We start from the raw sequence: 23,129 nt of genomic DNA on the forward strand, positions 1-23,129 counted from the left end.
GGGTGAGGCTCATGGCCGAGCCCACGGAGAGTTGACCGCCCGCGACGACGGGGCGAGCCCCGGTGGCGCCGACGGCCAGGATGGCGACCTCCGGCAGGTTCAGGACCGCCGTGAAATGCTTGATGCCGAACATGCCGAGATTGGAAATCGAGAAGCTGCCGCCCTCGAATTCATTCGGCTTGAGCTTCTTTTCCCGCGCGCGCTCGGCCAGTTCCCGTGCCTCCGCCGAAATTTCGGCGAGGCCTTTCGTTTCCGCCGCGCGGATGATGGGCGTGATGAGCCCGTGTTCGAGCGCCACGGCAATTCCGATATCGGCGTGATGGTGCCGGAGCAGCGCGCTGCCCGCGAAACTCACATTGACATCGGGAACTTTCATCAGCGCGAGAGCGGCGGCGCGGACCACGAAGTCATTCACTGAAAGTTTTATGCCGCCTTCCGACTTCGCGTTCAAATCCTTCCTGATACGGAGCAGCTCGTCGAGCTGACAATCGACGGTGAGGTAGAAATGCGGAATTTCCTGCATCGCCTGAGTTAGACGGCGGGCAATCGTCCGCCGCATGCTGTCGAGCGGGATTTCGTCATAGCTCCCCGTCTCGTAGAATGCGCGAGGATCGATTGCCGGCGCCGGGACGCCGGGCGCTGCCGCGAGCGGTGCTGGACGCGGGGCTGCCATTCCGGGCTTCGCCCCTTCGACATCCGCCTTCACGATGCGCCCGCGCGGGCCGGAGCCTGTGATCGCTGCGAGATCGATACCCTTTTCCTTCGCGATGCGCCGGGCAAGAGGCGAGGCGAAAATGCGGCCCGCCTCGGCGCTCCTTGCAGCCTTCGCTTCTTGTGTCGATGTCGCGAGCGCTGGACTGGCCGGCGGGCTCTTGCTTTCCACCCCGGCAGCCTCCTTGGGACGCGAAGGAGAAGGCGCAACCGGTGGCGCCGCCGCTTCCTTCAGGGCATCCGCCGTCTCGCCCTCGCCGAGCAGCAGGGCGATGGGCTGGTTGACGGGTACGTTCTCCGTTCCTTCTGCCACGAGAAGCTTGCCGATGCGGCCTTCATCGACCGCCTCCACCTCCATCGTCGCCTTGTCCGTTTCAATCTCGGCAATGACGTCGCCGGAATGGACCTCATCGCCCTCCTTCACATGCCACTTCGTGAGCGTGCCCTCCTCCATGGTGGGCGAAAGCGCGGGCATCAGAATGGGTGTCGGCATCCTCCCCTCCTCTAGCGGTAGCAGACGGCTTTCACCGCCTCCACCACCTCGTCCGCGCTGGGCAGCGCCAGCTTTTCGAGATTGGCCGCATAGGGCATGGGCACATCCTTCTGCGTCACGCGCAGGATGGGCGCATCGAGCCAGTCGAAGGCTTCCGCCTGCACGCGCGCGGCGATTTCCGCGCCGATGCCGCAGACAGGCCATGTTTCCTCGACCGTCACCAGCCGGTTCGTCTTCTTCACCGAGAGCAGGATCGTTTCGATGTCGAGCGGGCGCAAGGTCCGCAGGTCGATGATTTCAGCGTCGATGCCGAGCGCGGCGAGCTTCTCGGCCGCCTCGATGCAATAGGTGAGGCCATGGCTGTGCGAAACGATGGTGACGTCGCTCCCCTCCTTCAGCACGCGCGCCTTGCCGATGGGAAGAACAAAATCGTCGAGCTTCGGCACCTCGAAGCTCTTGCCGTAGAGAATTTCGTTTTCGAGAAAGATGACGGGGTTCGGGTCGCGGATCGCCGCCTTGAGGAGCCCCTTCGCATCCGCCGCCGAATAGGGCGCGATGACGATGAGGCCGGGAATATGTGCGTACCAGGAGGAATAATCCTGACTGTGCTGCGCGGCGACGCGCGCCGCGGGCCCGTTCGGTCCGCGAAAGACCATGGGCGTCGCCATCTGTCCGCCGGACATGTAGCGCGTCTTAGCCGCCGAGTTGATGAGATGGTCGATCGCCTGCATGGCGAAGTTGAAGGTCATGAACTCGACGATCGGGCGCAGTCCCGCAAAGGCCGCCCCGACGCCAAGCCCCGCGAACCCATGCTCCGTGATCGGCGTATCGACGACGCGCCGCGCGCCGAACTCCTCGAGCAGGCCCTGCGTGACCTTGTAGGCGCCCTGATATTCGGCGACCTCCTCGCCCATGACGAAGACACTGTCGTCGCGGCGCATTTCCTCGGCCATTGCGTCGCGCAGCGCCTCGCGCACAGTCTGGGTGACGAATTCCGTACCAGCCGGAATTTCCGGTTCGCGCGCCGTTTCGATATGCGGCGCGGCTGCCGCCGCCTTCGGCTTATGACTCGCGGGGCGGGCTTCAGGCGCGGGCGCCGCGGCCTCTGCTTGCGGTGGCTGCGCGGATCCGCTGGCCCCTTCCTCGCCCGCCAATGTGGCGATGACGGCGTTGACCTTCACATTCTCGGTTCCGGCCGGGACGAGGATCTTTTCGATCCTGCCTTCATCGACCGCCTCGACTTCCATCGTCGCCTTGTCGGTTTCGATTTCCGCGATCACGTCGCCCGAGCGAACCTCATCGCCTTCCTTGACGAACCACTTGGTCAGCGTGCCCTCTTCCATCGTCGGCGAAAGCGCGGGCATGAGAATATTCGTCGTCATGGCTCAGGCCCCCACATTCGCGTCAGCCAGCACATCGGTCCAGAGTTCCGAAGGATCGGGCTCCGGGCTGTCCTGTGCGAATTGTGCGGCATCGTTGACGATCGCCCTGATCTCGCGGTCGATCTCCTTCAGCTCGTCCTCGCTCTTGCCGCTTTCAAGGAGCCTGTGGCGCACCTGCTCGATCGCGTCGTGCTCCTGGCGCATCTTGTTCACTTCTTCCTTGGCGCGATACTTCGCCGGGTCCGACATGGAATGCCCGCGATAGCGATAGGTCAGCATTTCGAGAATGTAGGGCCCCTTGCCCGCGCGGCACCATTCGATCGCCTTGATGGCGGCGGCGCGCACCGCGCGCACATCCATTCCGTCGACCTGCTCGCCCGGTATGTTGAAGCTCACGCCGCGCTTGGAGAGATTGGTCTGCGCCGAGCCGCGCGCAAGGCTCGTTCCCATCGCGTATTGATTGTTCTCGATCACATAGACGACCGGAAGCCGCCAGAGCTCGGCCATGTTGAAGCTCTCATAGACCTGGCCCTGATTTGCCGCGCCATCGCCGAAGAAGGTCAGGGATACATTGTCATTGCCGCGATACTTATTGGCGAAGGCAAGCCCCGTTCCGATGGGCACGGGCGCGCCGACGATGCCGTGGCCGCCATAGAAATCCTTCTCGATGCTGAACATGTGCATCGAGCCGCCCTTGCCCTTGGAATATCCGCCCGCGCGGCCGGTCAGTTCGGCCATGACGCCCTTCGCGTCCATTCCGCAGGCGAGCATGTGGCCGTGATCGCGATAGCCGGTGACGACCTGATCGCCCGGCTTCATCGCGCCGAGCACACCGACCACCACGGCCTCCTGACCGATATAGAGGTGGCAGAACCCCCCAATGAGACCCATGCCATACATCTGCCCCGCCTTCTCCTCAAAGCGGCGGATGAGCAGCATCTCCCGGTAGGCCTTCAGTTCCTCCTCTGGCGTCAGCGGCGGCGGGCCATCCGATTTCACGGGCTTTTTCGTCGCCGGCTTTCTGGCCGCCTTGCGCGCGGGCGTCGTCGCTGCGCCGCTCGCCTGCTTGACCTGTTTTGCCGCTTTGGGAGTTTTGGGTGCCATTGATCTTCCGCTTCTCATTGAAAAGGCAGAACCGCCCGCATCGTCACCCGGCGCAGGACCGCAGCCGCGCGGGTCGCAACTATCATGCACTCTAAACACTTGACGTAAATGTTTGATTTCAAAACAAAAAATATAAGTTAACCGATAATCGGTTAATTATCTCGTGATGCCAATGGCTTAGAGACAGGCTGAAAATCGACGGAGCAGCAGTTCCGGGAAAAGATCGATGCCGGGTCAAGCCCGGCATGACAAAAAGAGACGCGGCGCACGCGGCGGAGGAAATGTGCGCGTCAATTGGCGATCAGATGAAAGAAGAAGACGTCGGGAACGCCTCTATACGCCTCTCAGCGGCCCGGCTGCGGCGCGGCATTTCTCGGCGAGGTCGCGGCCGGACGCTCGCGGAAGATGACGATGTCGTTCGGATTGGCAAAGCCGAGGGTCGCGCGCGCGCGCTCGTCGAGAAGGTCGGGGTCGAGGCTTTCAGGGCGCAGCAGCGCCACCTGCCGGTCGAGCTGTTCCCGCGCCGCCCGCACCTCCGCAAGCTGCTGGTCGAGCGTGTCGACGCGGTTCTGGAGGCTCAGCCAGGCGATGAACCCATGCTGGCCGTAAACCGCGTGATAGGCGAAGTAGCTGATGACGATGAGACCGACGAGCGGCACGAGCGCATGGCGCAAGCGCAGCGGTTCCCTGGTACGAATCAAGCCCATATCCCTCATGAACAACAAGGAATCACAGAGGGATTCCCTTCGTCAACCATCCTCGCACGAGACGCGCGGCTTTGCGCGCGTCGCAGGCTCGCCCTCAAACAAAAAGGGGCTGCGCGGCCTCGGCCACGCAGCCCAGTTTAGCGATAAGATCGTGGAGGGAACTTATCGCACGCCCAATTGCCGGATCGAGTTCGGCGTGTAGCGGCTCGGGTCGAGCTCGTCGGCGAAGTAGTTGACCGCCGGCTCCTCGTTCTGCATGGCGAGAGCGAGGTAACGGCCAGCCTGGAGGTCGTAGACGACTTCCGCACCGGCGTTGCAGAGCGGCACGTTGTAGCGCTGGATCTGCTGCATTTCCTGGACGCGCCAGAGCTGGCCACGGCCGTCATAGAGTTCGGCCGCCGAAACCTGCCAGGCGTCTTCGTCATTGTGATAGACGCGGCGGGCATAGACGTGGCGCGTGCTCGGACGGAGCTTCGCCTCGAAGTTCCAGGTACGATGCAGCTCGTAGCGGATCAGATCCTGGTTGAGGTGACCGGGCTTCAGGAAGTCCTTGTACTTCGCAGCTTCCGCCTTGTAGGCGTTGGCGGCGATGAGCTTCGGCGACTTGTCGATGACGGCCCAGTCGTAACGGTCGAGCGCGCCGTTGTAGCCGTCGAACGCGTCAGAGGTCGAAAGACCGTCCGAGTTCGTGCCCGGGTTGTCGTAGGAGATGTTCGGCGCACGGCGCACGCGGCGGGTGCCGGGGCTGTACTGCCATGCCTGACGGCCGCCATTGAGCGTCGCGTTCAGGGCGTCGTAAACGAGGACGACGTTACCCGCTTCGCGGGCCGGCGCGATCGTGTTGGCGAGGTAGTAGAGCGAGATGTTGTTCAGTTCCTCGGCGCGCTTCTTTGCCGGGTCGGACCAGGGGAAGAGCGCTTCGTCCTGCACGATGGTCAGCGTGTAGTCGCCGCTGCGCGTGACAGGAGCGGCCGCGAACTGGCGCGTCACCTTGTAGGAGCGGTAGCGCAGCGTGTGGTTCCACATCATCTCGAAGGCGTTGTTCGCGATCGGGAAGGGGAAGCCCATGATCGCGCCTTCGACGCCCGAACCGCCGCCGACGAGCTCGCCGACCTTCGCGTTGTTCTTCGTCGCCGCATAGACGTTGTCCGGATAGGCGCAGCTACGGCGCGTCTCGTAGACGTTGAGCTTGTAGTCCGGATAGGTCTTCATGAGCGCCTTCTGACCCTCGGTCAGAATGGCGTCATACTGCGCGGCGTTCGCCGAGGTCACCGTGTACTTGATCGGGTCGCTGGCAAACGGGTCCGGCAGGTGGTCGCCGACCTTGTAAGTCACATTGCTCGGAACCGTCGTCAGACCGCCGGTCCAGGCGGGGATATCCCCCTCACCCGCCTTTTCGGCGCCGATCGGCGTCAGATCATTGCCAAGGCGATTGGCCTGGGCGTCCGGCACGGCCGCGCCGGCTCCAACGGGTAGCAGCATGGCGAGCGTACCGATCGCCAGAAATGAGATCCTCATCCCCTTCTCCCTAATTGCATGCCTGTTTGGGTTTTTCAGACATAGTTGTCTTAGACATAAGATGACCAGCATTAGTGTGCCGGTGTCAATCTCCAACATGACGCATGCGCCAATTTTTGAGGAATAGCGTGACGAAGCGCTTAAAGCCGCGCCTCAGATAGCGTCATGAAGTCGCTGAATATGGTCACGAATCGAAGGCGGCGTCGCCGCGCTCGATTCGTGTTCCACAAGTATTTGAATTTTATGAAAAACCCCCCGGGATCCGAGGGGCTTTCATCAGCGCATTCAGCGCTTCAGGACGCTCCTGCCGGCATATTCGGCGGTCGGCCCGAGCAGTTCCTCGATGCGGAGGAGCTGGTTGTATTTCGCCAGCCGGTCGGAACGCGCGAGCGAACCGGTCTTGATCTGGCCGCAATTCGTCGCCACCGCGAGATCGGCGATGGTCGCATCCTCAGTTTCGCCGGAACGATGCGACATGACAGCCGTGTAGCTCGCCTTGTGCGCCAGTTCGACGGCCTCGAGCGTCTCGGTGAGAGTGCCGATCTGGTTCACCTTTACGAGAATCGAGTTCGCCACGCCCTTGGCGATGCCTTCGGCCAGGCGGCGCCTGTTGGTCACGAAGAGATCGTCGCCCACGAGCTGAACCTTGTCGCCGATCGCTTCGGTGAGCGCCTTCCAGCCCTGCCAGTCGTCCTCCGCCATGCCGTCCTCGATCGAGATGATCGGATAGCGGCTGACGAGGTGGCGCCAATACTCAACCATGCCGCCGGCATCGAGCTTCTTGCCCTCGCCTTCGAGATTGTAGACGCCGCCCTTGTAGAACTCGGTCGAGGCGGCATCGAGCGCGAGGTAGATATCCTCGCCCGGCTTGTAGCCGGCCTTCTCGATCGCCTTCATGACGAAGCCGATAGCGTCTTCGGTCGAGGCGAGGTTCGGCGCGAAGCCGCCTTCGTCGCCCACATTGGTGTTGTGCCCGGCCGCCTTCAGCTCCGCCTTGAGCGTGTGGAAGACTTCGGCACCCATGCGCAGCGCGTCGCCGAAGGTTTCGGCGGCGACCGGCATGATCATGAATTCCTGAATGTCGATCGGATTGTCGGCATGCTGACCGCCATTGACGATGTTCATCATCGGCACCGGCAGTATGCGGGCCGCCGGCCCGCCGACATAGCGGAAGAGTGCCTGATCCTGGGAAAGGGCCTGCGCTTTCGCGACGGCCAGCGAAACGCCGAGAATGGCGTTGGCGCCGATTCGCGATTTGTTGGGCGTGCCGTCGAGTTCGCACATGGCCCGGTCGATGGCGATCTGCTCGGCAGCATCCATGCCGCCGATGGCGTCGAATATCTCGCCATTGATCGCGGCGACCGCCGTTCTGACGCCCTTGCCCTTGTAGCGGCTGCCGCCATCGCGCAGTTCCACAGCCTCATGCGCGCCTGTCGACGCGCCGGAGGGCACGGCCGCACGGCCGAGAGCGCCATCTTCGAGCAGAACATCGACCTCGACCGTCGGATTACCGCGGCTATCCAGAATTTCGCGGCCAATGATGTCGATGATTGCAGCCATGTCTTACAGACTCCGATGATTGGAAATCGCCAATGCCCCTCCCGGCGCGCCGGGCGCCGCGGAGGGGTTGCGCGTTTCTATCGGAGAGACGCGCCCCGCGAAAGGGGCCTTGTCGCTCCGCGCCTCAGCCAGGCACCAGTTCGGCGAAGGGCAATTCTTCCGGGGCCTGCCTCAGCAACCAGTCGCGATTGTTGAGGATGTAATTCCGCTCGGCCTCGATCATGGCGCGCCCCATGCCGACGCAGAACGCCTGCCCCGGCGTCGCCGGTCCCTGGCCGGCGGGACCAGCGGCCTCGATATCGTCGAGCGAGGCATAGACCTCATCGAGATCGGCGAGGCGCTCGTCGAGAAGGGTTTTGATCCTTCGTCTTGGCAGATAGGGCGCAAAGCTCAGCAGAAACATGAATTCCGAGCGGAGCCTGTGGCGCGCATTCACCGTCATGAGTGTGTTCAGACAGACGGAACGTCCCGCATCCGTGATCGCATAGACCTTCTTCGCCGGACGGTTTTCCTGCTCCACCCGCTCGTAGGTCACAAGACCTTCGGCCGCAAGCTCGTTGAGCGCGGGGTAGATGTTGCTGATCGTCACATCGACGATCTTCGAGACTTCCTGCTCCAGCACCTTCTTGATGTCGTACCCGGTCGCGGGCCCCGCCATCAAAACGCTGAGCAACAGTTCCTTTGTATTCAATCCGCTTCCCTCCCCGTCAGCAGACCGACTATCCCTCTTGCTAGGGATAGCGTGTTTTATATATAAGATTTTTGCTAGTAGGTTTATTCCACCTATTACACATAACTATAATCGACTGATCAAACCCTCCTCCTCAGTCAAAGGTCAGCATCCCTCACCACCTCGCGGCCGGCTCCCCCCTCGGACCCGGCCGCTCTACTTCGGCGCTGTCGGCTGATGTCGGCGCCGAACTCGAAGCAAGCGGGAGAAACAATCAAAATGAGAGTATCGGCGGGAACGCCCACTGTCACGACCCATCAGATGGGCCGGGGCACCATGAAATCTGCGTTTTTCGGCGCTGCCGCAGCGTTCGCCTTGATGGCGGGCGGAACGGCACAGGCCGAATAGTTCAAATTCGGCGACATCGACGTCTCGATCGACACGACGGTCTCGCTGGGCATGACCATGCGGACCAGCGCGCGCAGCTGCGAGCACGTGTCCCAAGTCAATGGCGGCTGCGCCTCGTCGAGCGGTCGTTGGACGGGTATCAACTCCGACAACGGCAATCTGAACTTCGATCGGGGCGACATCACCGACGCGATCGGCCGCGTCACCGCCGACGTTCACGCCAAGTGGGGCAATTACGGCGCCTTCGTGCGTCCGACCGCCTTCTACAACGCGGTCTATGCCCGGAACGACCTGCGCTTCCGCGACCTGCAGCGCGACGGCAAGGAGCAGCTCGAATACAACGTCAACGTGCTCGACGCCTTCGTTTACGGCAATTGGGACGTTGACGGCCATGCCACGACGCTTCGCGTCGGCAAGCAGGCTCTCAACTGGGGCGAGAGCATCTTCATCTCCGGTGGCGTGAACAACTTCCAGGCCTTCGATGTCACCGCGCTTCGCACGCCGGGTGCGGAACTGAAGGACGGCATGACGCCCATGCCGATGGTCTATGGCTCCTTCGCGGCGACCGATGCGCTGACGATCGAAGCCTTCTGGCAGTTCTCCTACAAGCGCACGGAACTCGATCCGGCCGGTTCGTTCTTCTCGACGGACGACATCGTCGGCCGCGGTTCGCTGCCCGCCTTCTCTGTCGGAATCAACGACAGGATCGGTCTGGCCGCCATCTCGCTTCCCCGCGAGGGCGACCGTGGCGCGAGCGACCGCAACCAGTTCGGCCTCGCCGCGCACTACTACGCGGACAATGTCGGAACGGGCACCGATTTTGGCCTCTACTTCACGCGCTATTCGAGCCGCCTGCCCTATCTGGGCTTCACCAATGGCGGTGAGACCTTCGCCGAGACCTGCGCCAATCCGCTCTATGGCCTCGACTGTTCCACAGCAGCCGGTGTTAACGCGGCCTTCGTCATCGGCTCGAACAACGCCTCCTATTTCTACGACTTCCCGACCATCAACACGATTGGCGCGAGCTTCAGCACGACGGTCGAGGGCACGGCGCTCTCGGGCGAAGTCACCTTCTCGCCCAAGATGGCATTCGGCATCTCCGACGCCGAACTCAACGCCTCGCAGATGGACGGGCTTGGTGCATCGCCCTTCCTCTCCGGTGGCGGTTGCGTACCCCCGGCCTGCCGCTTCAGCAGCCTCCCCTTCGCGCCTGGCGCCGGGCAGTCGACGCTCGCGCATATCGACCTCAATGCCTGGCAGGGGCAGATCGGCACGATCTCGGCTTTCTCGACGACGGACTTCCTGCCGCGCAATCTCGGCGCGGATAGCGGTGCCTTCATCGTCAACGCCGGTTTCGTCTATGTGCCGGATGCGGGCGCCTACCCGCTCAACCGCGCCGGCCCCGAGGGTGGCATCCGCAACCCGTTCGCGGCAGCTCTGCTGACGAGCGGCGCCGGCAACCCGCAATACGCGACGAGCTTCTCGTCGGGCTATCGCGCGCTCGTGGTCGTCGACTATCCGAACGCCTTCGGCACGGCGGTCACCATCTCGCCGAAGATCGTCTGGCGTCATGACGTGCTCGGCTACGCGCCGGGGCCGAACACGGCCGGTTATCTGAAGGGCCTCAAGACGGTCTCGCTCGGCGCGGATGCGAAGTATCAGGCGATCAAGGCCAGCCTGAGCTGGACCTCGAGCTTCGGCGCCGGCTGGTACAACGCTGTCTCCGATCGCGACTTCGCGATGGCCAGCATTTCCTACGCGTTCTGACGCTGACTTGACGGCATCCCTGCCCCCCAGAGATGCCGGCATACACCGCCCCGGGAAGGCCAGTCCTCCCCGGGGCGGCATTTTTTGGGCCGCTTGACGGCGGCGGCCGCCTCCTGTTCAAAAGCCTCGAACCGGAGAAAACCGATGCCAGATCGCAGCAATTCCAAGGCTCTCGTGCTCTTCTCGGGCGGACAGGATTCGACGGTCTGCCTCGCCTGGGCGCTCGAGCGTTATGATGCCGTCGAAACGGTCGGCTTCGACTATGGCCAGAGCCATGCGGTCGAGCTTACCTGCCGGGCGCGGCTGCGCGAGGAAGTCGCCAGCGCCTTTCCGAGCTGGGCGCCGCGGCTCGGCCCCGATCACATGCTCCACCTCACCGAACTCGCGGCCATCAGCGAAACGGCGCTGACCCGCGATGTCGCCATCGAAATGGACGAGAACGGCCTTCCGAACACCTTCGTGCCCGGCCGCAATCTCCTGTTCTTTACCTATGCGGCGGCGCTTGGCTACAGGCGCGGCGCCGGCACGCTTGTCGGCGGTATGTGCGAAACGGACTATTCCGGCTATCCCGACTGCCGGAGCGATACGATCCAGACGCTTGCGAAAGCGCTCTCGCTCGGCATGGCGCGGCATTTCACCATCGAAACACCCTTGATGTGGATCGACAAAGCTGCCACATGGGCGCTGGCGGAAGAACTCGGCGGACCGGCGCTGGTGCACATCATCGTCGAGCATTCGCATAGCTGCTATCGCGGCGACCGCACACATCGCCATGACTGGGGTTATGGATGCGGCACATGCCCGGCCTGCGAATTGCGGGCCAGGGGTTATGCGGCCTATATGGCCGCGAAGGCTTGAGCTCATGTATTCGGTGAAGGAAATCTTTTACACGCTGCAAGGCGAAGGCGCGAATGCGGGGCGGCCGGCCGTTTTCTGCCGGTTCGCGGGCTGCAATCTGTGGACCGGTCGCGAGGAGGATCGCGCACGGGCCGTCTGCACCTTCTGCGACACGGATTTCGTCGGCACGGATGGCCCGGGCGGCGGCAAATTCGCCGATGCGGCCGTCCTTGCCGATGCGGTCGAGCGCGCCTGGGCGGCTGGCACGCACGCGCATCGCTTCGTCGTCTGCACGGGCGGCGAACCGCTGCTGCAACTCGACGCGCCGCTCATCGCCGCCCTTCATGAGCGCGGTTTCGAGATCGCGGTCGAAACCAACGGCACGATCGCCGCGCCCGAAGGCATCGACTGGATCTGCGTGAGCCCCAAGGCCGATGCGGAGCTGAAACAGCTCTCAGGCAGCGAACTCAAGCTCGTCTATCCTCAGGACAAGGCCCGCCCCGAGCGGTTTGAAAGTCTGGATTTCAGCCATTTTCTGCTGCAGCCCATGGATGGACCCCATGTCGCAGAGAACACCAAGGCCGCGACCGACTATTGTCTCGCTCATCCGAAGTGGCGGCTTTCGCTGCAGACACACAAGATGATCGGTATTCCCTGATGCGCATTTACAAGGAATTCCTTTTCGACGCGGCGCATTTTCTGCCCTATGCGGCCGACGGCCATCCCAATCGCCGGATGCATGGCCATTCCTTCCGCGCCGTCGTCTGGCTGGAGGGAAAGCCCGCGGCGGAAACCGGCCTCGTGCGCCATTTCGAGGATGTCGAACGCGAACTCTTGCGCGTGCGCGAAAAGCTCGATCATCGTCTGCTGAACGAGATCGAGGGGCTCGAATTCCCGACACTCGAGCGCATCGCCATGTGGATCTGGGACGAACTCAAGACACCGCTGCCCGAAATCGCACGGATCGAAATTCATCGCGCCTCCTGCAATGAAGGATGCGTCTACGATGGTCCGCAGGCGGAAAAGAACGAAGGAAGGCCCGCATGAGCAAGTCGAAGCTGACGCAGCTTGGCGCGAAGGTGGAGATTCCCGTCTCCCCCGAGACGGCGGAACTCGAGCGCGTGCCGAACCCGCATGCCGATGCGAATTATGTCGCGCGCTTCACCGTGCCCGAATTCACCTCGATCTGCCCGGTGACGGGACAGCCCGATTTCGCGCATCTCGTCATCGACTACGTGCCGGGAAAGTGGCTCGTCGAATCGAAGTCGCTGAAGCTCTATCTGCAATCCTTCCGCAATCACGGCGCGTTCCACGAAGACTGCACGGTGGCCATCGGCAAGCGGCTTGCGAAGACGCTCGCGCCGAAATGGCTCCGCATCGGCGGCTACTGGTATCCGCGCGGCGGCATTCCCATCGATGTCTTCTGGCAGACGGGCAAGCTCCCGGCAGGCGTCTGGGTTCCCGATCAGGGCGTCGCCCCCTATCGCGGGCGTGGCTGAATCCTGAACTGACGAAAGGGCTGGCCCTTTCGCCGCCGATCCTGTCAAACTCTCCGAAAATCAAACGCCGATCAAAACGGCGGACCGGGGAGCGACGACATGCCGAAACTTGAAACTCTGCCTGCCACCGCGACGACGGACGAAATCCTGTCGATCCTCAATCGCGACGGAGCGCTCATCCTGAAGGATGTTCTGAGCGCCGCGCAGGTGCGCGCCGTGCGCGACGAGATCATGCCCTATGTCGAGGCGACGGAGCCGGGCCGCGACGATTTCACGGGCAGGCTCACCACGCGGACGGGCGCGCTTGTCTCCCGTTCGCCGACGTCGCGCGAGATGATCGCCCATCCCAAACTCGTCGAGGCCGCGGCGAACTTCCTCAAGCCCTATTGCGAGCGTATCCAGCTTCATCTCACACAGGTCATCCGCATCAGGCCCGGCCAGCCGAAGCAGCCGATCCATCGCGACCGCTGGGCATGGGGCACATTCCTCAAGGACATCGAGCCGCAATTCAACACGATCTGGGCCGTTACCGAATTCACGCATGAAAATGGCGCAACCCAGGTCGTGCCCGGAAGCACCGGCTGGCCGGACGACCGCCGTCCGACCACGGACGAAATCGGCTATGCAGAAATGTCGCCCGGCTCGGTGCTCGTTTATACCGGCTCGGTCTTTCATGGCGGCGGCGAAAATATATCGAGCGGCGACCGCATCGGCATCAACATCACCTATACGCTCGGCTGGCTCCGGCAGGAGGAGAACCAGTATCTCTCCTGCCCGCCCGAGATCGCGCGAACGCTCTCGCCCGAACTTCAGGCGCTGATCGGCTATGCGCTGGGGAGCTATGCGCTCGGCTACTACACGCCGCCGCTTCCGGCGGGCAAAGGGCCGGAGCTTGTGCCGCCGGACTTCGCGCTCAATGGCAACGCGTCCGGCTCGGCATTCGGATCGGAGGATTTGCTGCAGTCGCTGTCGGAATCGGTCAGCGCCAAGGAACCGGCGCGATAAGCCGGCCGGGCACAGGAGGCGCGGCCATGCGCCTCCTGATCAGGCGCCTCCCGCTCAGGCGGATTTCGCCAGCTCGTCGAATTTCTTGAGGTTGGCGAGCAGCCCCTCAAGCTCGGAAAGCCTGACCATGTTCGGGCCGTCGGAGGGCGCGTTGTCCGGGTCCTGATGCGTTTCGAGGAAGACCGCGCCGACACCGAGCGAAACCGCCGCGCGCGCGATATGGGGCACCATGCGGCGGTCGCCGCCCGAGGCCGTGCCCTGCCCGCCGGGCTGCTGGACCGAATGCGTGGCATCGATCACGATCGGGCATCCGCACTGCTCCTTCATGATCGGAATGGCGCGCATGTCGTTGACGAGCGTGTTGTAGCCGAAGGAAACGCCCCGCTCCGTCGCCAGCACGTTCGGATTGCCGGAATCGACGACCTTCGCCACCACGTTCTTCATGTCCCAAGGCGCGAGGAACTGGCCCTTCTTCACATTGACGACCCGGCCGGTGCGCGCCGCCGCATCGAGGAGATCGGTCTGCCGGCAGAGAAACGCCGGGATCTGAAGCACATCGACGACATGCGCCACTTCCTTGCATTGCTCGCGCTCATGCACGTCCGTCAGCACGGGCACGTCGAGATCGCTGCGCAGATCCTCGAAGATGGGCAATGCGAGGTCGAGGCCGAGCCCGCGCTTGGCATTGCGGCTCGTCCGGTTCGCCTTGTCGAACGAGGTCTTGTAGATGAAGCCGATGCCGAGCTTCGTCGCGATCTCCTTGATCGCGCCGGCCATGTCGAAGGCGTGCTGGCGCGTTTCGAGCTGACACGGCCCCGCGATCAGCGTGAACGGCCTGTCGTTGCCGATTTCGAGATTGCCGACCTTGACGATGGCATTCGCTTGCATGGGACGACCTATACCAGACGGCTTTGCGCGACCGCGGCCTCGATGAAGGACCGGAACAAGGGATGCGGGTCGAAAGGCTTCGACTTCAATTCCGGGTGATACTGGACGCCAATGTACCACGGGTGCGTCGGGATCTCGATGATCTCGGGCAGGAGCCCGTCGGGCGACGTGCCGGAGATGACGACGCCCGCGCCTTCGAGCTTCTCGCGATAGGTCATGTTGACCTCGTAACGGTGGCGATGCCGCTCGCTGATGCGCGTCGTGCCATAAATCTGCGCCACGCGGCTGCCTTCGAGAAGGAGCGCCTCATAGGCGCCGAGCCGCATGGTGCCGCCGAGATTGCCGTCGGCCGCCCGGCGGACCAGCTCGTTCTCACGCATCCATTCGGTCATGAGGCCGACGACGGGCTCGTTCGTGGGGCCGAACTCCGTCGAGCTTGCGCCGCTGAGCCCGGCGAGATTGCGCAGCGCCTCGATCACCGCCATCTGCATGCCGAAGCAGATGCCGAAATAGGGAACGGCGCGCGTGCGCGCGAAATGCGCCGCCGCGATCTTGCCCTCGCTGCCACGCTCGCCGAAGCCGCCTGGAACGAGGATGCCGTTCACGTCTTCAAGGTGATAGGCGGTGTCTTCCGTCTCGAAGATTTCGGATTCGAGCCATTTTATGTTCACGCGGACCTTGTTGGCGATGCCGCCGTGAACGAGCGACTCGTTCAGCGACTTGTAGGCATCCTTTAGGCCCGTGTACTTGCCGACGATGGCGATGGTCACATCGCCTTCCGGCTCCCGGACATTGCGGGTGATGACGTTCCACTTGGAGAGATCGGGCGCAGGCGATCCCTCGATGCCGAAGACGGCCAGCACTTCGCTGTCCAGACCTTCCATGTGATAGGCGTGCGGCACGTTGTAGATCGTGTCCACGTCCATCGCCTGAATGACCGCGCTTTCGCGCACATTGCAGAAGAGCGCGATCTTGCGCCGCTCGTCGGCCGGGATCGGCCGATCGCAACGGCACATGAGAATGTCGGGCTGGATGCCGATGGAGCGCAGCTCCTTCACGGAGTGCTGCGTCGGCTTCGTCTTCATCTCGCCCGCGCTCGGAATGAACGGCAGCAGCGTCAGATGGATGAAGCAGGTCTGCCCGCGCTCAAGCTCGTTGCCGAGCTGGCGGATCGCCTCGAAGAAGGGAAGCCCCTCGATGTCGCCCACCGTGCCGCCGATCTCGCAGAGCACGAAGTCCACGCCGTCATTGGCCGCCAGCACGAATTCCTTGATGGCGTCGGTGACATGGGGAATCACCTGCACCGTGCCGCCCAGATAATCGCCGCGCCGCTCGCGCGCGATGATGTCCTGATAGATGCGGCCGGTGGTGATGTTGTCGCCGCGCGTCGCGGGCACGCCCGTGAAACGCTCGTAATGCCCCAGATCGAGATCGGTCTCCGCTCCGTCATCCGTCACATAGACCTCACCGTGCTGGTAAGGCGACATGGTGCCGGGATCGACGTTCAGGTAGGGGTCGAGCTTGCGAAGCCTGACAGAAAACCCGCGCGCCTGGAGAAGCGCGCCGAGCGCTGCGGAAGCGAGACCCTTGCCAAGAGAGGAGACCACGCCGCCGGTGATGAATATGTACCGCGTCATGGGCCCTTAACGTACACCAACAAAATGATTCGGATCGTCAAACCTTGGCCCACAGGGCGGGTCTGACGCAAATAGCTGTGAATTACGCCCGTTCGTGCCGATCGGGCCGGGTTCTTTTATTGCGCGCGCGGCACGCTGGGTTCCGCCGGGGCCGTCTTTGGCGCCTGGGGCGCCTCGGGGGCCGGAGCCGTCTGCGGCGCGGCGGCGGGCTTTGCGGCCTTGTCGTCGAGGCCGGAGCCAAGCGGCGCCGGAATGACCGGTGCCGGAGCCTGCGTGCCCGCGGGAGCCGGAGCCACCCTGTCGAGCAGCGATCCGCCCGAGCCGCCACGAGCGGCCAGAATGACAAGGCCGAGGCTCGTGGCGAAGAAAATCGTCGCCGCGATGGCCGTTCCGCGGGTGAGCGCGTTGCCGGCGCTCCGCCCCGTCATCAGGCCGCCGCCCCCGCCAATACCGAGAGCCCCGCCTTCGGAGCGCTGCAGGAGCACGAGCACGACGAGCGCGATCGCGACCATCAGGTGGATTATGAGCAGGATGGTGGCCATGTCGCCTCGGAATCCGGTCTGTTCATGCAACGGGGCCGCCCGTCAGGGCAGCAATGCGCCGGGGTTTTAGCGCATGCGGCCCCACGTTTCCAGCCCCACCCCTTCGGGCCTCATCCTTTAACCTTTAATATAGGCTGAGATGATGCCGTAGAAATCCTCGGCCTTGAGGCTCGCGCCGCCGACAAGCGCGCCGTTCACGTTGGGAACGGCCATGAGTTCGGCTGCGTTGGAGGGTTTCACGGACCCTCCATAGAGAATGCGCATGGCGGCCCCTTCCGCGCCATAGCGCTTCACCAGCGCGGCCCGGATGGCGGCATGGACCTTGGCCACGTCGGCCGAGGTCGGCGTCCGGCCGGTTCCGATCGCCCAGACCGGCTCATAGGCGATGACGGTCGTCTTCGCCGTCGCGGCCTTGGGCAGCGAGCCGGAAAGCTGGGAGCGGATGACCTTGAGCGTTTCGCCCGCGTCGCGCTGCGCTTCCGTTTCGCCGATGCAGACAATGGCGACGAGGCCCGCGCGCCAGGCCGCCTCGGCCTTCGCCCGCACCTGCGCGTCCGTTTCTCCGTGGTCGGCGCGGCGCTCGGAGTGGCCGACGATGACGAAGCCCGCCCCGGCATCCTTCAGCATTTCCGCGCTGATATCGCCCGTATGGGCGCCGGAGGCCGCGGCATGGCAGTCCTGCGCGCCGATGGCGATCCGGGTTCCCCTGGCTTCATCCTTCAGCAGCGAAACGAGCGTCGCGGGCGGGCAGACGAGCACATCGCAGGCAGGGCGGCCACCCTTCGCCAGCCGCCGGGCAAGGCCGGCCAGCTCCTTCTTCGAGGCCTTGAGGCCGTTCATCTTCCAGTTGCCCGCGACAAGCGCCTTGATGCGCGGTGCCTTTGCCGTAGCCGCCATAAACTTTAAGTCCCTGCCTTGCGAAGCCCGGTCGGGCTTCCGTGATAGCCGTGTCGATCTATCAGAGAGCCGACGACTCGCCAAACCGTTTTCGCTTGGAAAATCAATCGCGAAGCCGATCCAACCCGCTTGCGGCCTCAGTTGGCCGCACCTATCATGCGGCCTTTCTGAAAGGCTGCGGCGGATTGTCCGGCGGCTACAACCAAACGGCCTGTCCCGCAGCAACGGCCCAACTCAGCGGAAAGACGACGAATGCTCGATAGTCTCAGGAGAGGCGCCAGCGGCTGGCTTGCCAAGATCATGATGGGCCTTCTGGTCGTGAGCTTCGCCGTCTGGGGAATCGCCGACGTCTTCAGCGGCTACTCGACGGACGAGGTGGCGAAGGTCGGCAAGGAGTCGATCACGCTTCCCCAGTTCGAGCGCGAGCTCGACAGCCAGATGAAGCAGTTTTCGCAGCGGCTCGGGCAACCGATCACGCGCGATCAGGCCAAGCAGTACGGCCTTGTCAGCGCCGCCCTCACCCGCCTCATCGCGCTTTCCGCTCTCGATAGCGGTGCGCATCGCATGGGGCTCGCTGTCGGCGACGAGGCCGTCGCGCAGAACATCACTTCCGATCCCTCCCTCAAGGGACCGTTCGGGAAGTTCGACCCGCAGGAATTCCGGCAGGCGCTCGCCCAGGCGGGCGTCAGCGAAAGCGCCTTCATCGCCGACCGGCGGAACTTCATGGTGCGCCAGCAGATCAACGATGTGATGGGCCTCGGCGTCGGCGTGCCCACCGCGCTGCTCGATGCGTTTTCGACCTATCAGCAGGAAACGCGCGTCGCCTCCTACATGATCCTGCCGCCGGAAGCCGTGGGCACCATCGCCGAACCCGACGAGAAGACCCTCGCCGCCTATCACCAGAAGGCGGCCATCCACTTTACAGTGCCGGAAACGCGCGACTTCAGCCTCATGGTGCTGGAGCCCAAGGACCTCATGTCCACGATCGCCATTTCCGACGCCGATCTCCAGAAGACCTATGAGCAGCGCCGGGCCGAATTCGACGTGGCCGAAAAGCGCATGGTCGAGCAGATCCCCTTCGCCACGGACGATGCGGCCAAGGCCGCGCTCGAGCTGCTGCGCAAGGGACATCCGCTCGACGAGATCCTGGAAGGGCTGGGCCTCGACAAGAGCGATGTTTCGCTCGGCCTCGTCACCCGCGCCCAGATGATCTCGCCCGCCGTGGCCGACGCCGCCTTCGCGCTCAAGCCCAACGAATATAGCGAGCCGGTGAAGGGACCGCTCGGCCCCGTCATCCTGCATGTCACCGAAATCCAGCCCGGCAAGGTCAGCACATTTGAAGAGGCGAAGGACAAGCTTCGCAAGATGCTCGCCGACGAGCAGGCGCGCTCGGCCATCTACGATGTCCAGAACAGCATCGAGGACGCGCGCGCGGGCGGCGCTTCGCTGGAGGAAATCGCCGAGAAGAACCACCTCAAGGTCGTGCGGTTCTCAGGCGTCTCCATCAAGGGCCTGACACTCGACGGCAAGAAGCCCGAAGGCCTGCCGGAGTACAAGAACCTCATCGAAACCGTGTTCAGGAGCGAGGCCGGCGACCAGATCCCTCCGGGGGACACGGGCGAAGGCGGCTATTACTGGCTGCGCGTGGACGATGTGAAGCCGCAGCAGCTCGAGCCCCTCGACAAGGTGCGCGACAAGGTCGTGAAGCTCTGGAAGAGCGAGAAGCGCAAGGCCGATCTCGAGGTGATGGCGCAGAAGCTCGTCGAGCGCGGCGACAAGGGCGAGAGCTTCGACAAGCTCGCCGGCGAACTCGGTCGCACGGTCCTCATCTCGCCCGAGATCAAGCGCTATTCGCAGAGCGACACCTTCTCGCGGGTGGCCGTGACGCGCCTCTTCGCGGCGCCCAAGGGCGGCTTCACCTATGGGCCCGTCGGCTTCGGCGAAAGCCTCATCATCATGCAGGTGAAGACGATCAACGATCCCAAGCCCGATCCCAAATCGGCCGAATACAAGAAGCTCCACGACGACATGCTGGACTCGCTCCAGACCGACATGATCACCACGACGGTCGGCGACCTCGAACAGCGGCTCGGCGTGAAGCTCAATCTCGCTCTTCTCCAGCGCGTGACGAGCACGGACTACAATCAGTAACCCTCGGCACGAGTTCACGATGATTCAACCCGGCTATTCGGATTTCGAGCACGCCTATAATTCCGGCACGGCGCAGGTCGTGTGGACGCGGCTCGTGGCCGACCTCGAAACGCCGGTCTCGGCGATGCTCAAGATCGCCGACGGGAAGCCCAACAGCTTCCTGCTCGAATCCGTCGAGGGCGGAGATACGCGCGGGCGCTATTCGATCATCGGGTTGAAGCCCGACATCATCTGGCGCACCAATGGCGACAAGGCCGAGATCAACCGGCAGGCGCGCTTCGACGCGGAAACCTTCGAGCCGTGTGAGGGCGGCGCGCTCGCCTCGCTCCGCGCGCTCATCGAGGAGTCGCGGATCGCGCTTCCCGAGGAACTGCCGCCCATGGCGGCCGGCGTCTTCGGCTATATGGGCTATGACATGGTGCGGCTGATGGAGCATCTGCCGAACCAGCCCAAGGACGCGCTCGGCCTGCCTGACGGGCTCTTCGTGCGCCCGACCATCATCGCGGTCTTCGATTCGGTGAAGGACGAAGTCACCATCGTGACGCCTGTGCGGCCCGAGCCCGGCATCAGCGCGCGCGCCGCCTATGCGCGCGCGGGCGAAAGGCTCACCGATGTCGTGAACGATTTCAGCCGATCGCTCCCCCACGTCGATCAGATCGAAAACGTGCCCGACATGCCGGAGCCCGTGTCGAACACGCCGCGCGACGTCTATTTCGACATGGTGCGGAAGGCGAAGGACTACATCGCGGCGGGAGACATATTCCAGGTCGTGCTCTCCCAGCGCTTCGAGGCGCCCTTCACCCTACCCCCCTTTGCGCTCTATCGCGCGCTGAGGCGGATCAATCCGTCGCCCTATCTCTATTTCCTCAATTTCGAGAAATTCTCCATCGTCGGCTCGAGCCCGGAGATTCTCGTCCGTGTGCGGAACGGAAGGGTGACGATCCGTCCCATCGCGGGCACGCGCCACCGCGGCAAGAGCACGGCGGAGGACGTCGCCATCGGCGAGGAGCTTCTTTCCGATCCGAAGGAACGCGCCGAGCATCTGATGCTGCTCGATCTCGGCCGCAACGATGTCGGCCGCGTCTCCAGGATCGGCACGGTCGAGGTGACGGAGAAGTTCGCGCTGCAGCTCACCTCGCATCTCATCCACATCGTCTCGAACGTGGAAGGCGATCTCGATCCCCATTACGACGCCATTGCGGCGCTCATCGCCGGCTTCCCAGCGGGCACCGTTTCCGGTGCGCCCAAGGTGCGCGCCATGGAGATCATCGACGAGCTGGAGCTCGAAAAGCGCGGCATCTATGCCGGATGCGTCGGCTATTTCTCGGCCGCCGGCGATATGGACACCTGCATCGTGCTCCGCACCGCGCTGGTGAAGGACGGCAGGATGTATGTACAGGCGGGAGGCGGCGTCGTCGCCGACTCGACGCCCGAAGGCGAAAATCAGGAAAGCATCAACAAGGCCAAGGCGCTCTTCCGCGCGGCCGAGGAAGCGGTTCGCTACGCCTCGCGGAGCGGGCGGCGGCAATAAGCCCCTCGCATCCTCAGCTCGCTTCGTGGCGGCGCAGGATCGCCGTCAGCGGCACAATGCTTATGCCTCTCGCCTCCGCTTCCGGTATCCATTTTTCGAGAATTTGCAGCGTCTCGGGATGAGGATGACCGATCGCGATGGCATAGCCGCGCTCGCGCGCCATTTTTTCCAGCTTGCCGAGTTCGGCGGTGACCTCCGCCCCTTCCTCGTCGTGATCGAGGAAAATATTGCGCGTCAAAGCTGGGACGCCGACCGCGCGGGCCGCATTGCCACCTTCCGAACCGCCGATGGTGCGTGAATCGAGAAACATGAGGCCGCGCGGCTTCAGCTCCTCCATGACGATGCGCATGCCCTCGGCATTCGCGGTGAACCGGCTTCCCATGTGATTGTTGATGCCGACATAGCCCTCGAACTGCTTGAGGTTCCATTCGAGATTGGCGCGGATCTCCTCGGGCGACTGGGCGCGCCGTAGCGCGTGGGGGCCGGGATCGGCGGAGCCCACGGGCTCCATCGGAACATGGACGAGAATTTCATGGCCCTTGTCGCGCGCCGCCCTGACAAGCTCCGCGACGTTCGGCGCATAAGGCAGGAAGGCGAAGGTGACAGTTGCCGGGAGCTTCATCGCCCGCTCGGTGCCCTTGCGGTTCGGCCCCATATCGTCGAGCACGATGGCGACCATGGGCTCGCGCGGCGTCGTTTCGGGGATCGCGGCATAGCGCCGCCAGGCCGGAAGGCCGCCTTCCTTGACGGCGGGCTCTTCCGCTTTCGGCGCCTCGGGCAGGTGGGCCGCTTCGGGCGCCTCCGCCGGGGCAGTTTCATTGGCGTGGGGCGGCTCTGCCGGCTCGGACGTCACCGACCCGGACACCTGTTCGCTGGCGCTAGGCACGGGCGGCCCTGCCGGCAGCTCGGGCTTCTTCTCGCCAATCCAGTAGCTCGCAAGCGCCAGCCCGAGGGCGAGCGACACGGCGCCCAGCAGGAGGTCGCGGCGAAACTGCGGTTTCGCCGCCAGGGCCTTGAAGTAGCTGACAAAATCGAACTGCCGCATGAAATTCCACGACTCACTGACCACGGATTGCCGACGCGGCGCGATACGAGCATGCCGGACCCCGAAAGGCAAAGCCGCGCAAGGGCTTCCAATTCTTGCCCCGGCCCCGTTCCCGAGCCTATAAGATGCTCATGAAGGCGGGCCCGGACCCGCCGACCAAAGGCCGAACCATGCTGCTTCTGATCGATAATTATGACAGCTTCACCTACAACCTCGTCCATTTTTTGGGCGAGCTTGGGGCGGATGCCGAGGTGCATCGCAACGACAAGCTGTCGGTCGGACAGGCCATGTCCAAGCGCCCGGAGGCGATCGTCATTTCGCCCGGCCCTTGCGACCCGGACAAGGCGGGCATCTGCCTCGATCTCATCAAGGCGGCGGCCGATGCGCGCGTGCCCCTTCTCGGCGTCTGCCTCGGCCATCAGGCCATCGGCCAGGCCTTTGGCGGGCGCATCATCCGCGCGCCGGAGCTGATGCATGGCAAGGTCGACGCGGTGCTTCACACGGGCAAGGGCGTCTTCAGGCATCTGCCGAGCCCCCTCCAGGCGACGCGCTATCACTCGCTGACCATCGATCCTGAAACCTTCCCCTCCGTGCTCGAGATCACCGCGCATTCGCCGGACGGCACGATCATGGGGCTGCAGCACCGGGAACTGCCCATTCACGGCGTTCAGTTTCACCCGGAGAGTATCGCCACCGAGCATGGCCACGACCTGCTGCGCAACTTCCTCGAAATCGCGGGCGTGAAAACGCATGCGGTTGTGTGAGGTAATCGAGGAC

Annotated in this window: 21 protein-coding genes; 9 read left to right on the forward strand and 12 right to left on the reverse strand. The window is 63.7% G+C overall.

Annotated elements, in window-relative coordinates:
* The 7 genes from PKA57_RS05785 to PKA57_RS05815 form a co-directional block, all read right to left on the reverse strand.
* Positions 1–1,204, reverse strand: a 1,204-nt coding sequence (locus PKA57_RS05785) for a pyruvate dehydrogenase complex dihydrolipoamide acetyltransferase (RefSeq protein ID WP_324298433.1), incomplete at its 3' end; no start/stop codon positions are given.
* An 11-nt stretch (positions 1,205–1,215) separates the two neighbouring features.
* Positions 1,216–2,586 (reverse strand): pyruvate dehydrogenase complex E1 component subunit beta, encoded by a 1,371-nt coding sequence (locus tag PKA57_RS05790; protein WP_324298435.1) that lies wholly within the window; start codon positions 2,584–2,586, stop codon positions 1,216–1,218.
* 3 nt (positions 2,587–2,589) lie between these two features.
* The gene (pdhA, locus tag PKA57_RS05795) at positions 2,590–3,690 is read right to left on the reverse strand and encodes a pyruvate dehydrogenase (acetyl-transferring) E1 component subunit alpha (RefSeq protein ID WP_324298437.1); all 1,101 of its coding nucleotides are present in this window, start codon (positions 3,688–3,690) and stop codon (positions 2,590–2,592) included.
* Between the two features lie 344 nt (positions 3,691–4,034).
* Positions 4,035–4,391 (reverse strand): septum formation initiator family protein, encoded by a 357-nt coding sequence (locus tag PKA57_RS05800; protein ID WP_324298439.1) that lies wholly within the window; start codon positions 4,389–4,391, stop codon positions 4,035–4,037.
* Between the two features lie 168 nt (positions 4,392–4,559).
* Positions 4,560–5,915 carry a DUF1329 domain-containing protein gene (locus tag PKA57_RS05805; RefSeq protein WP_324298441.1) on the reverse strand — a complete coding sequence of 452 codons (1,356 nt, stop codon included), beginning with the start codon at positions 5,913–5,915 and terminating at the stop codon, positions 4,560–4,562.
* 285 nt (positions 5,916–6,200) lie between these two features.
* A complete protein-coding gene (gene eno / locus PKA57_RS05810; RefSeq protein ID WP_324298443.1) occupies positions 6,201–7,475 on the reverse strand; it encodes a phosphopyruvate hydratase in 1,275 nt (424 codons plus the stop codon).
* 124 nt (positions 7,476–7,599) lie between these two features.
* Positions 7,600–8,148 carry a PadR family transcriptional regulator gene (locus PKA57_RS05815; protein WP_324298444.1) on the reverse strand — a complete coding sequence of 183 codons (549 nt, stop codon included), beginning with the start codon at positions 8,146–8,148 and terminating at the stop codon, positions 7,600–7,602.
* Between the two features lie 420 nt (positions 8,149–8,568).
* Here PKA57_RS05815 and PKA57_RS05820 point away from each other — a divergent pair, with 420 nt between their 5' ends.
* From PKA57_RS05820 to PKA57_RS05845, 6 genes are all read left to right on the forward strand, one after another.
* Complete coding sequence (locus PKA57_RS05820) at positions 8,569–10,320, forward strand: DUF1302 domain-containing protein (protein ID WP_324298571.1); 1,752 nt, start codon at positions 8,569–8,571, stop codon at positions 10,318–10,320.
* 144 nt (positions 10,321–10,464) lie between these two features.
* Positions 10,465–11,178: a 7-cyano-7-deazaguanine synthase QueC gene (gene queC / locus PKA57_RS05825; protein WP_324298446.1), complete on the forward strand. Its 714-nt coding sequence runs from the start codon at positions 10,465–10,467 to the stop codon at positions 11,176–11,178.
* Between the two features lie 4 nt (positions 11,179–11,182).
* On the forward strand, positions 11,183–11,815 hold the full coding sequence (queE, locus tag PKA57_RS05830) for a 7-carboxy-7-deazaguanine synthase (RefSeq protein ID WP_324298448.1): 633 nt from the start codon (positions 11,183–11,185) through the stop codon (positions 11,813–11,815).
* On the forward strand, positions 11,815–12,204 hold the full coding sequence (locus PKA57_RS05835) for a 6-carboxytetrahydropterin synthase (protein WP_324298450.1): 390 nt from the start codon (positions 11,815–11,817) through the stop codon (positions 12,202–12,204). Before queE ends, PKA57_RS05835 begins: the two co-directional genes overlap by 1 nt.
* On the forward strand, positions 12,201–12,656 hold the full coding sequence (gene queF / locus PKA57_RS05840; RefSeq protein WP_324298452.1) for a preQ(1) synthase: 456 nt from the start codon (positions 12,201–12,203) through the stop codon (positions 12,654–12,656). Before PKA57_RS05835 ends, queF begins: the two co-directional genes overlap by 4 nt.
* Positions 12,657–12,755: 99 nt before the next feature.
* On the forward strand, positions 12,756–13,661 hold the full coding sequence (locus tag PKA57_RS05845) for a phytanoyl-CoA dioxygenase family protein (RefSeq protein ID WP_324298454.1): 906 nt from the start codon (positions 12,756–12,758) through the stop codon (positions 13,659–13,661).
* Between the two features lie 54 nt (positions 13,662–13,715).
* Here the strand turns inward: PKA57_RS05845 and kdsA are convergent, their stop codons facing one another.
* From kdsA to tpiA, 4 genes are all read right to left on the reverse strand, one after another.
* Positions 13,716–14,549, reverse strand: a complete 834-nt coding sequence (gene kdsA / locus PKA57_RS05850) for a 3-deoxy-8-phosphooctulonate synthase (protein ID WP_324298456.1) — start codon at positions 14,547–14,549, stop codon at positions 13,716–13,718.
* A gap of 8 nt (positions 14,550–14,557) precedes the next feature.
* On the reverse strand, positions 14,558–16,186 hold the full coding sequence (locus tag PKA57_RS05855; protein WP_324298458.1) for a CTP synthase: 1,629 nt from the start codon (positions 16,184–16,186) through the stop codon (positions 14,558–14,560).
* Between the two features lie 116 nt (positions 16,187–16,302).
* Positions 16,303–16,728 carry a preprotein translocase subunit SecG gene (gene secG, locus PKA57_RS05860; protein WP_324298460.1) on the reverse strand — a complete coding sequence of 142 codons (426 nt, stop codon included), beginning with the start codon at positions 16,726–16,728 and terminating at the stop codon, positions 16,303–16,305.
* A 117-nt stretch (positions 16,729–16,845) separates the two neighbouring features.
* The gene (gene tpiA / locus PKA57_RS05865; protein ID WP_324298462.1) at positions 16,846–17,625 is read right to left on the reverse strand and encodes a triose-phosphate isomerase; all 780 of its coding nucleotides are present in this window, start codon (positions 17,623–17,625) and stop codon (positions 16,846–16,848) included.
* 252 nt (positions 17,626–17,877) lie between these two features.
* Between tpiA and PKA57_RS05870 the strand changes: the two genes are divergently transcribed.
* Together PKA57_RS05870 and trpE are read left to right on the forward strand one after the other, a co-directional pair.
* Positions 17,878–19,776 (forward strand): SurA N-terminal domain-containing protein, encoded by a 1,899-nt coding sequence (locus tag PKA57_RS05870; protein WP_324298464.1) that lies wholly within the window; start codon positions 17,878–17,880, stop codon positions 19,774–19,776.
* Positions 19,777–19,795: 19 nt separating this feature from the next.
* A complete protein-coding gene (gene trpE / locus PKA57_RS05875; RefSeq protein WP_324298466.1) occupies positions 19,796–21,307 on the forward strand; it encodes an anthranilate synthase component I in 1,512 nt (503 codons plus the stop codon).
* A 13-nt stretch (positions 21,308–21,320) separates the two neighbouring features.
* On the opposite strand, the gene PKA57_RS05880 is transcribed toward trpE, so the two are convergent.
* Positions 21,321–22,352 carry a divergent polysaccharide deacetylase family protein gene (locus PKA57_RS05880; protein ID WP_324298468.1) on the reverse strand — a complete coding sequence of 344 codons (1,032 nt, stop codon included), beginning with the start codon at positions 22,350–22,352 and terminating at the stop codon, positions 21,321–21,323.
* Between the two features lie 170 nt (positions 22,353–22,522).
* Between PKA57_RS05880 and PKA57_RS05885 the strand changes: the two genes are divergently transcribed.
* On the forward strand, positions 22,523–23,116 hold the full coding sequence (locus tag PKA57_RS05885) for an aminodeoxychorismate/anthranilate synthase component II (protein WP_324298470.1): 594 nt from the start codon (positions 22,523–22,525) through the stop codon (positions 23,114–23,116).
* The last annotated feature ends 13 nt before the right edge of the window (positions 23,117–23,129 follow it).

Origin of the sequence: Parvibaculum sp., from assembly GCF_035325945.1 — a bacterium.
GTDB lineage: Bacteria > Pseudomonadota > Alphaproteobacteria > Parvibaculales > Parvibaculaceae > Parvibaculum.

Bases quoted from the DNA above. Each gene is read 5' to 3' on its own strand.
- PKA57_RS05790 (WP_324298435.1), bottom strand. From the start codon at position 2,586: ATGACGACGAATATTCTCATGCCCGCGCTTTCGCCGACGATGGAAGAG.
- pdhA (WP_324298437.1), bottom strand. From the start codon at position 3,690: ATGGCACCCAAAACTCCCAAAGCGGCAAAACAGGTCAAGCAGGCGAGC.
- PKA57_RS05805 (WP_324298441.1), bottom strand. From the start codon at position 5,915: ATGAGGATCTCATTTCTGGCGATCGGTACGCTCGCCATGCTGCTACCC.
- eno (WP_324298443.1), bottom strand. From the start codon at position 7,475: ATGGCTGCAATCATCGACATCATTGGCCGCGAAATTCTGGATAGCCGC.
- queC (WP_324298446.1), top strand. From the start codon at position 10,465: ATGCCAGATCGCAGCAATTCCAAGGCTCTCGTGCTCTTCTCGGGCGGA.
- queE (WP_324298448.1), top strand. From the start codon at position 11,183: ATGTATTCGGTGAAGGAAATCTTTTACACGCTGCAAGGCGAAGGCGCG.
- PKA57_RS05835 (WP_324298450.1), top strand. From the start codon at position 11,815: ATGCGCATTTACAAGGAATTCCTTTTCGACGCGGCGCATTTTCTGCCC.
- queF (WP_324298452.1), top strand. From the start codon at position 12,201: ATGAGCAAGTCGAAGCTGACGCAGCTTGGCGCGAAGGTGGAGATTCCC.
- PKA57_RS05845 (WP_324298454.1), top strand. From the start codon at position 12,756: ATGCCGAAACTTGAAACTCTGCCTGCCACCGCGACGACGGACGAAATC.
- kdsA (WP_324298456.1), bottom strand. From the start codon at position 14,549: ATGCAAGCGAATGCCATCGTCAAGGTCGGCAATCTCGAAATCGGCAAC.
- PKA57_RS05855 (WP_324298458.1), bottom strand. From the start codon at position 16,186: ATGACGCGGTACATATTCATCACCGGCGGCGTGGTCTCCTCTCTTGGC.
- secG (WP_324298460.1), bottom strand. From the start codon at position 16,728: ATGGCCACCATCCTGCTCATAATCCACCTGATGGTCGCGATCGCGCTC.
- tpiA (WP_324298462.1), bottom strand. From the start codon at position 17,625: ATGGCGGCTACGGCAAAGGCACCGCGCATCAAGGCGCTTGTCGCGGGC.
- PKA57_RS05870 (WP_324298464.1), top strand. From the start codon at position 17,878: ATGCTCGATAGTCTCAGGAGAGGCGCCAGCGGCTGGCTTGCCAAGATC.
- trpE (WP_324298466.1), top strand. From the start codon at position 19,796: ATGATTCAACCCGGCTATTCGGATTTCGAGCACGCCTATAATTCCGGC.
- PKA57_RS05880 (WP_324298468.1), bottom strand. From the start codon at position 22,352: ATGCGGCAGTTCGATTTTGTCAGCTACTTCAAGGCCCTGGCGGCGAAA.
- PKA57_RS05885 (WP_324298470.1), top strand. From the start codon at position 22,523: ATGCTGCTTCTGATCGATAATTATGACAGCTTCACCTACAACCTCGTC.